The sequence below is a fragment of the Lentzea rhizosphaerae genome, from assembly GCF_042649515.1.
Classification (GTDB): Bacteria; Actinomycetota; Actinomycetes; order Mycobacteriales; family Pseudonocardiaceae; genus Lentzea; species Lentzea aerocolonigenes.
The window spans coordinates 24,477-37,909 of sequence record NZ_JBHRZI010000005.1 but is presented as its reverse complement, the minus strand read 5'-3'; the positions used below and the strand labels follow the sequence as shown (position 1 = coordinate 37,909).

Annotated in this window: 12 protein-coding genes; 5 read left to right on the top strand and 7 right to left on the bottom strand. The window is 69.6% G+C overall.

Features of this window, described 5'->3' with window-relative positions:
• Positions 1-21: 21 nt before the first annotated feature.
• From ACFOWZ_RS03355 to ACFOWZ_RS03330, 6 genes are all read right to left on the bottom strand, one after another.
• Positions 22-549 carry a cysteine dioxygenase family protein gene (locus ACFOWZ_RS03355; RefSeq protein WP_382368443.1) on the bottom strand — a complete coding sequence of 176 codons (528 nt, stop codon included), beginning with the start codon at positions 547-549 and terminating at the stop codon, positions 22-24.
• Positions 550-566: 17 nt separating this feature from the next.
• Positions 567-1,562: a YeiH family protein gene (locus ACFOWZ_RS03350; protein ID WP_382368440.1), complete on the bottom strand. Its 996-nt coding sequence runs from the start codon at positions 1,560-1,562 to the stop codon at positions 567-569.
• A gap of 76 nt (positions 1,563-1,638) precedes the next feature.
• Positions 1,639-2,541 (bottom strand): LysR family transcriptional regulator, encoded by a 903-nt coding sequence (locus ACFOWZ_RS03345; protein ID WP_382368437.1) that lies wholly within the window; start codon positions 2,539-2,541, stop codon positions 1,639-1,641.
• A gap of 82 nt (positions 2,542-2,623) precedes the next feature.
• Positions 2,624-4,339 (bottom strand): S8 family peptidase, encoded by a 1,716-nt coding sequence (locus ACFOWZ_RS03340; RefSeq protein WP_382368434.1) that lies wholly within the window; start codon positions 4,337-4,339, stop codon positions 2,624-2,626.
• A 954-nt stretch (positions 4,340-5,293) separates the two neighbouring features.
• A complete protein-coding gene (locus tag ACFOWZ_RS03335; protein WP_382368431.1) occupies positions 5,294-6,490 on the bottom strand; it encodes an HNH endonuclease signature motif containing protein in 1,197 nt (398 codons plus the stop codon).
• Positions 6,491-6,941: 451 nt separating this feature from the next.
• A complete protein-coding gene (locus ACFOWZ_RS03330) occupies positions 6,942-7,961 on the bottom strand; it encodes an alpha/beta hydrolase (protein WP_382368428.1) in 1,020 nt (339 codons plus the stop codon).
• A 76-nt stretch (positions 7,962-8,037) separates the two neighbouring features.
• On the opposite strand from ACFOWZ_RS03330, the gene ACFOWZ_RS03325 reads away from it, so the two are divergent.
• A complete protein-coding gene (locus ACFOWZ_RS03325) occupies positions 8,038-8,514 on the top strand; it encodes an amidohydrolase family protein (RefSeq protein ID WP_382368425.1) in 477 nt (158 codons plus the stop codon).
• On the opposite strand, the gene ACFOWZ_RS03320 is transcribed toward ACFOWZ_RS03325, so the two are convergent.
• On the bottom strand, positions 8,491-10,245 hold the full coding sequence (locus tag ACFOWZ_RS03320) for an AfsR/SARP family transcriptional regulator (protein ID WP_382368422.1): 1,755 nt from the start codon (positions 10,243-10,245) through the stop codon (positions 8,491-8,493). The genes ACFOWZ_RS03325 and ACFOWZ_RS03320 overlap by 24 nt on opposite strands.
• 149 nt (positions 10,246-10,394) lie before the next feature.
• Between ACFOWZ_RS03320 and ACFOWZ_RS03315 the strand changes: the two genes are divergently transcribed.
• The 4 genes from ACFOWZ_RS03315 to ACFOWZ_RS03300 all read left to right on the top strand — a co-directional run bounded on the left by ACFOWZ_RS03315 (position 10,395) and on the right by ACFOWZ_RS03300 (position 13,432).
• Positions 10,395-10,601 carry a hypothetical protein gene (locus ACFOWZ_RS03315; RefSeq protein WP_382368419.1) on the top strand — a complete coding sequence of 69 codons (207 nt, stop codon included), beginning with the start codon at positions 10,395-10,397 and terminating at the stop codon, positions 10,599-10,601.
• Positions 10,602-10,671: 70 nt separating this feature from the next.
• Positions 10,672-11,187: a TlpA family protein disulfide reductase gene (locus ACFOWZ_RS03310; protein ID WP_382368416.1), complete on the top strand. Its 516-nt coding sequence runs from the start codon at positions 10,672-10,674 to the stop codon at positions 11,185-11,187.
• The gene (locus tag ACFOWZ_RS03305; RefSeq protein WP_382368413.1) at positions 11,184-13,016 is read left to right on the top strand and encodes an ABC transporter ATP-binding protein; all 1,833 of its coding nucleotides are present in this window, start codon (positions 11,184-11,186) and stop codon (positions 13,014-13,016) included. The genes ACFOWZ_RS03310 and ACFOWZ_RS03305 overlap by 4 nt, the downstream gene beginning before the upstream one ends.
• Complete coding sequence (locus ACFOWZ_RS03300; protein ID WP_382368410.1) at positions 13,013-13,432, top strand: S26 family signal peptidase; 420 nt, start codon at positions 13,013-13,015, stop codon at positions 13,430-13,432. Before ACFOWZ_RS03305 ends, ACFOWZ_RS03300 begins: the two co-directional genes overlap by 4 nt.
• Position 13,433: the final 1 nt, after the last annotated feature.

Sequence of the window (13,433 nt, the reverse complement as noted above, 5' to 3'; positions counted from 1 at the left end):
ATGTTGGTCTTAACGGTTCGATCAGTGTGCGACCGGAAGGTCGTACCTGCGCCGAATGCTCGTGCCGAGCAGGCCGATGTCCGCGCCGTAGACGTGGATCGAGATGGCCACCGAGTCCGAGCTGTTGCACACCTTGTGGATGTCGCCGGGCGGCACCAGGTACGACGCCACGCCCTGCGGAGTGCGGTTGATGCCCCTCTGCACCAGACGATCGCCCACGAGCCGATAGGTGGTTTCTTCTTCTTCGCCGACGTACGTGCCGACCACGCACCACGACACGTGGTCGTGGATGCACGTTTCCTGACCAGGCAGCCAGACCAGGGCGACGACCGAGAAGCTGCCGTCGGGTTCCACGTGCAGGACGTGCTGGCGGTAGTGGTCCGGGTCCGGTTCGCGGTGCTCGGGGTCGAGCAGCAGCGGGTCGGCCAGGTGGCCGGTCAGCGCCCTGGCCACCCGTGCGGCGACGGCGTGGTCGTCGCCTCCGGTCACCACGGCGGTGCGGACGTCGCCGACCAGGAGTGCGGCGGCGGGGGAGAGCAGACGAGGCATGGCGGTGACTCCTTCGCTCACATGATCAACAAAGCGCCGGTCAGTGCCACCACGGCGATCAGGACGGTGGAGAGCAGACCCAGGGTCAGAGCGGGCAGGCCGGAGCGGACGAGGGAACGCAGGCGCACGGCGGTGCCCAGGGCGAACATGCCGGCGGCCAGCAGCAGGTTGTCGACGAACGTTGCGGCGGAGAGGACGACGTCGGGCAGGAGACCGGTGGCGCGCACACCCGCCGCGACCAGGAACCCCACGACGAACAACGGCACGAGCGGCGGGCGCGTGCCGGCGTCGGGGAACCTGCGGCGTTCGGCGACGCTCACCGCGGCGAGCATCGGGGCCAGCAGCACGACCCTGGTCAGCTTCACGGCCACCGCGATGGCGAGCGCACCGGTGACCGGCCCGGCGGCGGCGACCACCTGGGCGACCTCGTGCACGCTGCCGCCCGCCCACACGCCGTACCCGGCGGGGGACAGGCCGGTGAGCGGGTACAACGCCGGCAGGCTGAACATCGCCACGGTGCCGAAGAGGGTGACCAGGCCGAGCGCCTTGGCGACGTCCTCCTCGTCCTGCTCGCGCACACCGTTCATGGCGGCGACGGCCGACGCGCCGCAGATCGAGAACCCGGTCGCGATCAGCAACGACAGACCTTCGCTCACCCCGAGCACCCGGCCGAGCCAGCGCGTCACGACGAACGTGACGACCACGGCGACGATTGCCAGCGCCAGCACCTCGTAGCCGAGCGCGAGCACGTCACGGATGACGAGCTTGAACCCGAGCAGCACGATGCCGAGACGCAGCAGGCGTCGTCCGGCGAGCTTGATCCCGGGCGCGAGCGACGGCGGGAGCGTCACGACGTTGGCGACGACGGCGCCGAGCAGCACCGCCACGGTCAGCGCGCTGACGGAGGGCAGCACCCAGGCGGCGATCATCGCGACCGCGACACCGCCGGCGACCACGGTCAGACCGGGTACCGGTGAGTCGGTCGCGCGCGGCGTTGTCCGGATGCTGCCCATGACAACCACGATGGGCGCCTTGACCTATGGGCAGAAGATCCCGATCTCTTGGGGACTCATAAGCCCGCGTTATACGTCAGGCCCTCGAGGCGGCGCTGACCAGCGCGTCCACCGTGGCGCGCACGATCGGCAGCCGGATCAGGTCGGGCCACGTGTAGAGCGCGGTGTGCCGCTGGGCGCACGATTCCACGTCGACAGTGGTCAGGCCGGGGTGTTTGAGGAACGACAGGACCAGCCGCGGCACGAGCGCGATGCCGAGCCCGGCGGCGACGAGGCTCTGGATCGCCAGGTTGTCGTCGGTGGAGCAGGTGATGTCGGGCGTGAACCCGGCTTCGGCGCAGGCCTCGTCGAGGGCGTGCCGGCACCGCGGACAGCCCGCGATCCAGCGCTCCTGCTCGGTCTCGGCCATCGACACGCGTTCGCGACCGGCCAGCCGGTGGCCGGTGGGCACGAGCAACGCGAGCGGTTCGTGCATCAGCGGCACGCGCAGCATCCCGGCGACCGCGGTCTCGTCCTGGGGTTCGCCCTCGTAGCTGAAGCTGACCAGGAGGTCCGTGGCGCCGCGCCGCAGCAGGGAGAACGAGTCGGGAGGCTCGCCCTCGACCAGTTCGAGCCGCAGGTGGGGCCGTTCCTTGGCGAGGATCGCGGCGGCCGCCGGCACGAGCGAGACGGTGGCGCTGGGAAACGCGCAGATGCGGATGGTGCCGATGTCGTGCGTGGCGATCGCGCTGATCTGCTGGTGCGTCGCCGCCAGCTCGTCGAGCAGCGCCGTGCCGCGCTCGGCGAGGATGCGACCGGCCTCGGTGAGGGTCAGCCCGCGGCCGGTGCGCACGAACAACGGCCCTCCGACCTGCCGTTCCAGTGCACGCATCTGCTGGCTGATCGCCGGCTGGGTGCAGTGCAGCTCCCGCGCGGCCGCGCTGAACGAGCCGGTCCTGGCGACGGTCGCGAACACCTCTAGCTGGCGGGTATCGAACACTTTCGCACCATATGCCTGCTTGCGATGAAGGGAACCTTCATCCACGTCAGGTGGAGGAAGATTCCCTTCATCGACGACGCTCCTAGAAGGTCAGCTTCCAGGAGTTGATGTAGCCGGTGTCGGCCTGCGCGACGTCCTTCACCTGCAGCTTCCACGTGCCGTTCGCAGCCTTGGCGGACGCGTCGACCGTGTAGGTCTGCACGATGTTGTCACCGCTGTCGTTGCTCGAGTTCTGCAGCCGGAACGCCGTGCCGTCCGGGGCGATCAGGTCGATGACCAGGTCACCGCGGTAGGTGTGCACGATGTCGACGCCGACCTTGAGCGCGGCCGGGGCGTTGCCCGTGATGCCGGAGACGATGATCGGGCTGGTCACAGCGGCACCGTTGTCCGGGATGTTCACGTCAGCGGTGTTCTCGAACGTGGTGCCGGGCGGCGTGCCGGTGTCGACCGCGGCGAACGCGTCGACGCGCCCCTCACCGAAGAAGTTGTTCTTCGCGGTGGTCCCGGAGCACCGGCTGTCGGAGCAGCGCAGGTCGTCGGCCTGGGTGGCCAGCAGCTGGCGCAGCTGGGCAGGAGTGGCCGTGGGGTTGGCCGACTTCAGCAGCGCGGCGACGCCCGCGACGTGCGGGGAGGCCATCGACGTGCCGGACTTGGTGCCGTAGCGACCACCGGGAACCGTCGAGTAGACGCTGTCACCGGGCGCGGCGATGTGGATCTTGTCCGTGCCGTAGTTGGAGAACGACGACTTGCCGTTCGTCGAGGTGATCGACGCGACGCTGACAACACCGGAGACCTCGGTGGGAACGCTCAGGCACGCGTTGGTGACCGTGCGAGTCGCCGGCGTCGAGTCGTTGGGGCTGGTCGCGTCACTGCTCTTGGCCGCGAGGTTGTAGTTCTCGTTGCCCGCAGCGGCCACGTTCAGCACGCCCTTGCCCTCGGCGTAGGCCACGGCCCGCTTGACGCCCTCGAGGATCGCGTCCTGGTCGGCGTTGTCAGGGCAGTTGAACAGCCACGGGTCGGTGTAGTAGCTGTTGTTGGTCACCTCGAAACCGCGGTCACCGGAGAAGACCATGGCACAGATGGTGTTCTCCGCGAAGAACAGCCCGCTCGGCTTCTCCGCGATGCGCACCGAGGCGATCTTCACACCAGGCGCGACCCCGACCATGCCGCGGTTGTTCTTGGCCGCAGCGATCGTCCCGGCCACGTGCGTGCCGTGCGTGTCGGTGTCGCGCCACGACCCGGAGCGAGTGTCGAGCTTGCCGTAGGCACACGACGCGGAGTTGGCAGCGTCGAAGTTCGCCTTGAGGTCGTCGTGCAGGTCGTCAACACCGGTGTCGAGCACACCAACGGTGACGCTGGCCGAACCCTTGTTGACCGCCCACGCCTTGTCGGCACCGATCTGCGTCATGTCCGAGCGCAGAGGCTCGGACGTGGCCGGCGCAGCCTGCGAGGGCGCGGTGGGAATCGGCGGGTTGGCCGCCTCGGCGGGAACGTCAGTGGTGCGGGTGGCACCAACCTTCTGCACTCCGGAAACCGCACGCATGCGGCTCGCGAAGTCAGCGGCCCCGGAGTGAGCAACGATGACACCAATGGCGTCGTAGGTCGTCCACACAGTGCCACTGTTGCTCGCGACAGCCGACACAGCACTTCCCGTGGCACCGGGCGCCGTGATGACCAGGTACGCCCGTGTGCCCGCGAGAGGCGCCGCGGCGGCGGGGGTCGCCGCCGTCAGAACGCCTGCGCCCACGACCGCGGCGATGGCCGCAGTGCGCAGGCGAGAACGTGAACGCAAGAACACTGTTCCTCCAACACTCCCTAGCGGGCGATGCCCACGCGTGTCGCGCGGGTGCAGGGGCCCGTCACGGCATTAGAGGAGGTGGGGGCGCGTTCGGGACGCGCGGTTTCAGAAATGCTCCGTTCGGTTCACGCCGAACGTCGCAGGTCATGGGGGCAGGGAGGTGGGGTGTGGTTTGGGGGGCGGGTCGGGGGTACCGGTGCGTTGTGGGGTTGGGATGGAGGCGTGCCGGGTGGTGTTGGGCGGCGCGGATTGGAGCGGGGCGTTGCGAGGTCGGCTTGGGTGGGAGCGTGCCCGGTGGCGTTGCTGTGCTCGGTGGCGTTGCGCGAGTCGGGCTTGCAGGGGCGGGTTGCGTTGGGGCGTGTGCGGGTCGGCTTTGGCGGTTCGGCACGGGTTCCAGCGGGGTGGTCGCCTTTTGCTGGTTGTCGCCTTTTGCTGGTTGTCGCTTTGGGTCGTATGACGAGCCAGGTCATTTCATCGCCGCTTCGCGACAATTGCGATTGGGGCTTGACTTCGGGGCCCTTGCGAGGCGCTCATCGGCCTTGAAAAGCCGGGCAATAAGAGCCCGGCCGATCCAACCAGCGTAGCACCTCGCACCCAAAGTCAAGCCCCAATCGCAAACGTGCGTGGTCGCGTTTGTTGGTCGGCTCACCTCATTACCGCTTTTCCGATGACGCATTGCCCTGTCCGGCTCGGCTTCGCCATCGCGGTTGGCGGGGTGCTCGGCTTCGCCGTCGTGGCGTTGGTAGGGGAGGTTCGGCTCGGCTTCGCCATTGCCGTTGGGCTTCGGGGTTCGGGGTTCGGAAGATTAGCTGCGCTGGATGCCTCGCGGGATTAGCTCGCGGGAAGAAGAAACGGCCTCCATCAACACCGCCTCCCCTCCCACAGCCTGGCGGCCTTCATCAACACAGCCTCCCCCGTAGCCAGGCTGCCTCCATCGCCACCGCGTGGCCGGGGTCAGGCGGTGTTGATCAGGTTGCGTCTGGGTCTTTGTTGCGGGTCGAGCCAGGCTGGCGGGTAGAACGTCGGGATCCCGGTGACCAGCTTGACTTCCCACTTGCTCTGGTGGATCAGGGTGTGGTGGTGGCGGCAGAGCAGCACCGCGTTGTCGACGGAGGTGTCGCCGCCGTCGGCCCAGTGGCGGATGTGGTGGGCGTCGCACTGTCTGGGCGGTCTGCCGCAACCGGGGAAGGCACAGCCCCGATCCCTGGTCACCAGGATCCGGCGGATCGCGGCCGGGAAGGTACGGGTCTTGCGGCCGACGTCCAGTGGCTGGCCCGCTCCGCCCAGGACCATCGGGATGATCCCCGCGTTGCAGGCGAACTGACGCACCTGCTCGGCCGGGACACGATCGCCGTTGTCCAGGGTGGCGTGGCCGACCTGGTTGGCGAGGTCCTCGTAGGGCATGGTCAGGGTGAGGGTGACTGGTTCGCCGCCGTGTTCGGGCAGCTGGTCGGCGCGCAGCATCAGGTCGATCAGGTCGGCGAGGGCGTCGCCTTCGCGTTGCTCGCGGCTGCGCAGGTCCGGGCCTTCGTCGGCGGTGTTCGGGCGGGGCTTGGCCAAGGGGTCGATCAGTGCCTCGTACTTGGCGCCGGTGACCTTGTCCAGCTTCGCGCGGATCTCCAGCCGTCCGTTCTTCCACCGCATGATGTGTTCGTTGCCGGGCGGCGCGGGCTCGGTGTCACCGGGTGCCGGGTCGTTCTGGTAGAGCCGGTAGAGCAGGTCTTCGCCGAACTTGCGCACTTCGTTGGGCTCGTGGTCGCGGGCGTAGTCGACCAAGGGCGCTTCGGCTTCCGCGGGCAGCGTTTCCATGGCCTTGGCGACCACGGCGACGTGCTCGATCGACAACGCGCCCTCCGCCACCGCCACGGCAGTAGCGGGCAGTTCGGGCTGGAGCTCGCTGCCGGTCGGAGTGATCGCTCCGCTGAGCCGCGCGGCGGTGGCGACCCATTTCTTGGCGGTGGTGAGATCCCAGCGGACCGCGTGCCGCAACACCTGAGCCAAATCCTTGTAACCCAGCTCGGTGGCGGCTCCGCGCCGATCCAACTCGGCGATTTCCTGCATCAGCTCGTGCTCGCGCACCCGAATCTCCGTCACCTTGCTGACGACACTGCGAAGCAGCTCGTCGGTGGGGAGGAGTCGGGTTTCGATCACGTGTTCTAATCTACCGCAAGATCACAACAAGATAACGGGAAAAGTCGGACACGATCGAGTGAATCACCCGACGGCCACCCAACCGGGAACGCGATGCCGAAGGCGAGCCGAACAGACCTGTGCGAACGCAGGCAAGCGGTAATGACGTAAGACGAATAACAAACGCAACCACGCACGCTTGCGATTGAGGCTTGACTTTGGGAGCGAGGTGCTAGCCTTTTCGGATCGGGCGGGTGCGAAGCATCCGGCCTTTTCCGCCCGACACAGCGCCTCGCAAGGGCCCCGAAGTCAAGCCCCAATCGAAATCGTCGCGAAGCGGCGATGACGCAACCAAAGCTCGTCATACGGCCCACGCAACCACCAGCCCAAGGCGACCAGACCAGCAGAAGGTGACCAACCCCGCTGGAACCCGAGCCGAACCACCCCAAGCCGACCCACGCTCACCCCAACGTCACCGCCCCATGAACAGCCCAACGAAGTGGTTCATGTCGGCCTGCACGCAAGCCTCCTCGGCGTGCTTCCCGGTACACCCCGCCGCCCACCCGCTCCCATCGCCGTAGTCGGAGAAGTGGAACGGAATCCCAGCAGCACGAAGGTGCGCAGCGGTCACCAGAGCAGTTTCCCGAGCCCGGTTCTCCAGCACCGCCTGGATCGGGTTGACGGCAAGGTCACCACCGTTGCCGGTGTACAGCGCCACTCCCATCCCGCGCAACGAAGCCACGTGCTGGGCAGGGCTCTGAGCGTTCCAAACGCTGTCGAACGGCCACACCGGCGGCCCGAAGATCGCGTCCGCGCCAACAACCGGAGATCCGGAGCCGGGGTTCACCGAGCTGGCCACCACGGCGGCGCGGACCTCGGAGTTCTGCAGGTCGAGGCCCCCGGAGAAGCTGCCCACGTAGTGGAAGAGGTCGGGCCGGTGCTCGGCGTAGTGGAACGCGCCGAAGCCTCCCATGGAGTGCCCGACGATCGCGCGCCCGTCCCGTCCAGCGATTGTGCTGAGGTTGGCGTCGACGAACGGGATCACCTGCTCCAGGTGGAAGGTCTCCCAGTTCTGCGGATAGACGCCCGGGTTGACCCAGTTCGAGTACCAGCCGCGGCCGCTGCCGTTGGGCTGCACGGTGATCAGCGGCACGTCGCGCGTTGCGTTCTCCACGACCCGCTGGTTCCACGCCGCGTCCGGGCGGTCCGGGTGGCCGTGCAGGTAGTACTGCACCGGGTAGCGGGTCGTGGCGTCGTATCCCGTGGGCAGTGTCACGACGATCGCGTGCCTGCCTGGTTCCTGGCCTGGCAACAAAGTCGGGGCCGGCACCTGGTCGGTGGAGACGCTGAAGACGAACGTGCGGTGGTTCTCGTCCACCCAACGAGGCTGGCTCGTCACGACGAGGCCGAACCCGTCGGTGAAAACGGGAGGTGGGGGAGCGGGGGCGGACAACGCCGTCGTGGCGATCACCGCGGCCAGGAAACGGATCATGGCTCGATCATGGTGTCCGCCCGCGCAGATGGAACAGGCCAGTAACCGGCCATTTGTGGCCTGATCAGCCTGGAAGGTGCGAAAAGAGGTCGCGGAGCGCGGACGTGGCGCGGTCGAGCACGTCCGCGGCAACGGTCTTCCCGACGACGAGCTGAAGCTGATCGCCGAGGCCGGTGCGAGCGTGCCGACCGGTCTCGGCGTCGACTCGGTGACCGGCGTGACGTGCACGCCCTCGCTGATGCTCGCCACCCTGCTGTCCGCGCACCTGAGCGAGGCCGTGCACGTCACGCCCGCCGACCTGCTGCGGATGGCGACCGTCGAGGGCGCCGTGGCCCTCGGCATGGCCGACCGCGTCGGGTCGCTCGCCCCGGGCAAGCACGCGGACCTGGTGGTGCTGCGCGCCTCCGACATCAACCTGCTCGGCACCCGCAACCCGATCGCCGCGGTCGTCACGGCGGCCCATCCCGGCAACGTCGAGGGGGTGTTCGTGGGCGGTGTGGAAATCCGCCAACAGGACGTGGCCGCGCCGTCAGGCATGCCGCCGAAGGCTTGACGCGGTAGTGCGGCACCGCGGCGGACCCAGTTCGGCGGCGAAGAGTCGCATCAGGCCGGGCAGGCGGTAGGTGTCGCCGTCACCCCACTCGGCGAGTCCGAGGTCGACGAGCTGGTCCAGCGCGGCCTCGGTTTCCAGCAGGCCCGTGCCCAGCGCGAGGGCGGCGGTGGCGGCGTCGCACGTGTCACTGCGGCCGAGGAACCGGAACGCGGTCGCGGCCAGCGGGTCGGTGACGGCACCGAACGCGGTGGCGCAGGCGGCGCGGACCGACTCGCCGCCGAAGCTCAGCTCGGACAACCTGCGCCGGTCGGACGCCAGGCGGTCCGCGAGCCACGACGCGGAGCGTCCGGGGCGGTGGGCGAGGATCGCGCCCGCGATGTGCAGCGCCAGCGGAATTCCGTGGCAGTACCGCGCGATCCTGGCCGCGGCGGCGGGTTCGGACGCCGCGACCGGTGCGAGCCGCGTCAGCAGCTCCAGTCCGTCCACATCGGACAGGGGCCCGATCCGGACGTGCCGAGCGCCGTCCAGCAGCAACGGCGACCGGCTGGTGATCAGCACCGCGCACGGGCCGGTCGCGGGCAGCAGATCGCGCAACGGTGCGGGATCGGTCGCGCCGTCGAGCACCACGAGCACCGCCCGATCGGCGAGCCTGGACCGCAGCAGGGCGGCTGTCTCGTCCACCGCGTGCGGCACGTCGGCAACGCCCAGGTGTCGCAGCAACCGGTGCGCGACACGGGTTTCGTGGCGGAGGTCGATGTAGAGCTGGCCGTCGGGGAACACCGGAGCGGCCCGGTGCGCGACCTCCAGCGCCAGCGCGCTCTTGCCGGCACCGCACGGCCCGTGCACCACGGCGACCGCGGGTTCGTTGCAGGCCAGCACCGCCTGCAACCGCGCCACCTCGGCGTCGCGGCCGGTGAACGACCGGCAGCGCGCCGGGAGCTCTCTGGGCGCGTGCAGGGAAGTGCGCGCGGTGACGACCGCGGTCAGCCCCGGATCGCGGTCGAGCACGGACTGGTGCAGTTTCACCAGATCCGGCGAGGGTTCCAGGCCGAGTCGGTCGGCGATCACCCTGCGGTAGTCGGCGTAGACGGAGAGAGCTCCCGCCAGGTCGCCCGACCGGTACAGCGCGGTCATCAGGTGGGCTCGCGGCCGTTCCCGCAACGGGTGTTCGGCGGCGAACTCGCGCAGCGGTGTGATCACCTCGCGGTGCTCGCCCAGCCCCAGCCGCGCGTCGAGGTGGTCCTCGACCACCGTGAGCCGCAGCTCCTCGACCTGCGCGATCGACGCGGCGAGCGCCTCGCAGTCGGTGAGGTCCTCGAGCACGGCGCCCCGGCACGCCGAGAGCGCCTCGCCGAGGTGCCGCACGGCCGCGGCGTGATCACCACAGGCCAGCGCCGTCCTGCCCGCGTCGGCGCGTTCGGTGAACAAGTGCAGGTCCAGCTCTCCCGGCTGGAGCAGGAGCTCGTACCCCGCCTGCTTGCCGGCGAGGCGTCGTGCGCCGTCCGGCAGCACCTGGCGCAGGCGGTTGGCGTAGGTGCGCAGGTTCGCGACCGCGGACATCGGTGGCTCGTCTCCCCACAGCACGCGGACCAGCCTGCGGATCGGCACGGTCCGGCCGGGGTTGAGCAGCAGTGTGGCGAGCAGGAGGCGTTGCTTGAGCGAGCCGAGCGCCACGCTCGTGCCGCAGGCCCGCACCTCGATCCTCCCCAGGACCCTGAACTCGACTGACACACCGGCGATCTTGGCTGTGGCCGCTGACACACCGCCGACACGGCATACACGCGCCCGTGTATCTGCGCTGAGCGCGGCTGTGTACCCGCTTTTCCTACGTTTGCGCCACCGACGCCACCCGGCGCGGAGGAAGTGAGGGAGCGCGACACATGCGCAGGACGTTGGAGACGCTGAGCGACAAGCTGCTCGGCATGTTCGTGGCCAAGGTCGACGTGGGCGCGGCCTGCACGCCGGACCCGTACTACAAGCACTGCTACTGCCGTGAGCGCAGTGACTTCCGCCGGCGCTGTACGCAGAACGGTGCCTGCAAGGAGTACTGCGGTCCCTGCCAGGCCTTCCGGATCTGCGGCTCGTGATCATCCGCCGTGAGTGGCGACGCGTCTCGCCACTCACGGCGTCCCTTCTTCCTACCTTCGGAGTCTTCCCATGTCAGTGCTGACCGCCGCGGTCGTGGTCGTCGGAATCCTGTGCGTGCTGGACCTGTTGCTGAGCTTCGGCATCATCCGGCGGTTGCGCGAGCAGAACGAGGCGCTCCGCGACCTGCGGGAGAAGCAGTCGGCGGCAGAGCCGGACATCATGCTGCCCGCCGGTGCGCAGGTGGGCGCACTGTCCGATGTGGACGTCAGCGGGGCGCTGGTCGGCTTCTTCTCGCCGAACTGCGAACCGTGCAAGGAACGGATGCCCCAGTTCATCGAGTACGCCACCCGCTACAGCGGCAAGGTCATCGCCGTCGCCGCGGGCGGTGCCGAGGAGACCGCCGACATCGTCGCACGCCTCGGTGAGGTGGCGGAGGTCTTCGTCGAGGACATCGGCGACCCGTTGCACACGGCGCTCGGTGCCACGGGCTATCCCGCAGTCGCGATCATCGGCGACGACGGGGTCGTCGTCGCGAGCGGGTGGGAGATGTCCGCGCTGCCGACGCTGGTGCCGGCGGCGAGGTGACCACCTCGCTCGGTGCCCGCCGGGTGCTCGCGCTCCTGGTCAGCGCGTTCGGCCTGACCTACCGGGCCGCGCGGGCGGGTACCCCGGCGTACGTGGTGCTGGGCCTGCTCGGCGGCGTCGTGCCGCTCGCGGCGGCGTGGTGCACCAAGATCCTGCTGGACGGCCTGGCCGCGGGCACGGCCTGGGCGGCGCTGGTGCCGTGGGCGGTCGTACTGGCGGCGACGGGCCTGGTCAGCGGCCTGCTTCCGGTGGCGTCGCAGTACCTGCGGCAACGCCTCGACCGCTCCGTCGCGGTGCTGACCATGGACCGCCTGTACCGGGCGATGGACAGGCTCACCGGGCTGGCGCGCATGGAGGACCCCCGGTTCCGCGACAAGCTCCAGCTCGCGCAGCAGACCGGCCGCAACGGTCCCGGCAGGCTCGTCGACGACGGTCTGGGCGCGGTGCAGGCGGCCATCACCACGGGCGGATTCCTCGCCACGTTGCTGGTGCTGAACACAGGCATGGCGGTGATCGTGCTGCTCGCGGCCGTCCCTGCGCTGATCGCCCACCTCCGCCTCAGCAGGGCGAGGGCCGAGGTCATGTGGTCGATCACCCCGGCCGAGCGGCGTGAAGCCTTCTACGCCGAGCTGCTGTCGAGCCTGGACGCGGCGAAGGAACTCCGCCTGCTCGGGCTCGGCGACCTCTTCCGGCGCCGGATGCTCGTCGAGCTGACCGCCGCGCACGCCGTGGTGGAGGGCCAGGACCGGCGTGACGCGCGGGCGCAGGGCCTGCTCGCCGGGCTGACCGCGCTGGTGTCGGCGGCCGGCCTGGTCTGGTCGGTGTGGCTGGCGGCGGCGGGATCGCTGTCGATCGGTGACGTGGCGATGTTCGTGGCCGCGGTCGCCGGGGTGCAGAGCGCGTCGCAGAGCCTGGTGCACAACCTCGCCTCCGCGCACCACTCGGTGCTGTTGTTCCACCACTACCGGGAGATCGAGGAACAACCAACGGACCTGCCGGTCGCCGTTGCTCCCGCGGAGATTCCGGCGTTGCGGTCCGGCATCGAGCTGCGCGACGTCTGGTTCCGCTACGCCGACGACCAGCCGTGGGTGCTGCGCGGTGTGAACCTGACGATCCCGCACGGCACCTCGCTCGCCCTGGTCGGGCTGAACGGCGCCGGGAAGTCGACGATCGTCAAGCTGCTGTGCCGGTTCTACGACCCGTGCCGCGGCGCGATCCTCTGGGACGGCGCCGACCTGCGTTCGCTCCCGGTCGAGGACCTGCGCGCCCGCATCGGCGCGGTGTTCCAGGACTACATGCGGTACGACCTCAGTGCGGCCGAGAACATCGGCCTGGGCGACGTGTCCTCAATGGACGATCGAGAGCGCGTCGTCGCGGCGGCGCACCGGGCCGGAGCGCACGACGTGGTGACCGCGTTGCCGCGCGGCTACGACACGTTGCTGTCGCGCCTGTACTTCGACGAGGCGGACCGCGAGGACCCCGAGACCGGCGTGCTGCTGTCCGGTGGTCAGTGGCAACGGCTCGCCCTGGCGCGGGCGTTCCTGCGCGACCGCAGGGACCTGATGATCCTGGACGAGCCGAGCTCCGGGCTGGACGCCCAGGCGGAGCACGAGGTGCACAGCAGTCTGCGGCGGCACCGCGAGGGGGCGACGAGCGTGCTGATCTCGCACCGTCTCGGGACGGTCCGGGACGCGGACGTGATCGCCGTGCTCGCCGGCGGCCAGGTCGCCGAGCGGGGCACGCACGAAGAGTTGATGGCCGGCGGCGGCGAGTACGCGAGGCTCTTCCGCCTGCAGGCTTCTGGTTATGACGAGGTGGTGACCGGGTGATCTGGGGCGTGGTCGTGCTCGCGTTGGCCCTGGTGGCCTGGCTGCTCGTGCTGCGCAGCCGTTTGCTGGTGGTGACGGTGCACGGCGTGAGCATGGAACCGACCTACCACTCCGGCGACCGCCTGCTGGTCCGCCGGGTCAAACTCCGCCGCGTCCGTGCCGGCCAGGTCGTCGTGGTGCAGATCGACGGTGCCGCGCCGAGCGACCCGACGGGCGGCCGGATGGTGAAACGCGCGGTGGCGGTGCCCGGTGATCCCGTGCCGCCGCAGATCCCGGTGCCCGGCCCGCGCGTGCCGGTCGACAGCCTGCTCGTGCTCGGTGACAACCTCCAGCGCAGCAACGATTCCCGTCGGCTGGGCTACCTCCACGCGGACGCGCTGATCGGCGTCGTGGTCCGCCCGATCGGTCAGAGGTGAC

Bases quoted from the DNA above. Each gene is read 5' to 3' on its own strand.
- ACFOWZ_RS03355 (WP_382368443.1), bottom strand. From the start codon at position 549: ATGCCTCGTCTGCTCTCCCCCGCCGCCGCACTCCTGGTCGGCGACGTC.
- ACFOWZ_RS03350 (WP_382368440.1), bottom strand. From the start codon at position 1,562: ATGGGCAGCATCCGGACAACGCCGCGCGCGACCGACTCACCGGTACCC.
- ACFOWZ_RS03330 (WP_382368428.1), bottom strand. From the start codon at position 7,961: ATGATCCGTTTCCTGGCCGCGGTGATCGCCACGACGGCGTTGTCCGCC.
- ACFOWZ_RS03315 (WP_382368419.1), top strand. From the start codon at position 10,395: ATGCGCAGGACGTTGGAGACGCTGAGCGACAAGCTGCTCGGCATGTTC.
- ACFOWZ_RS03310 (WP_382368416.1), top strand. From the start codon at position 10,672: ATGTCAGTGCTGACCGCCGCGGTCGTGGTCGTCGGAATCCTGTGCGTG.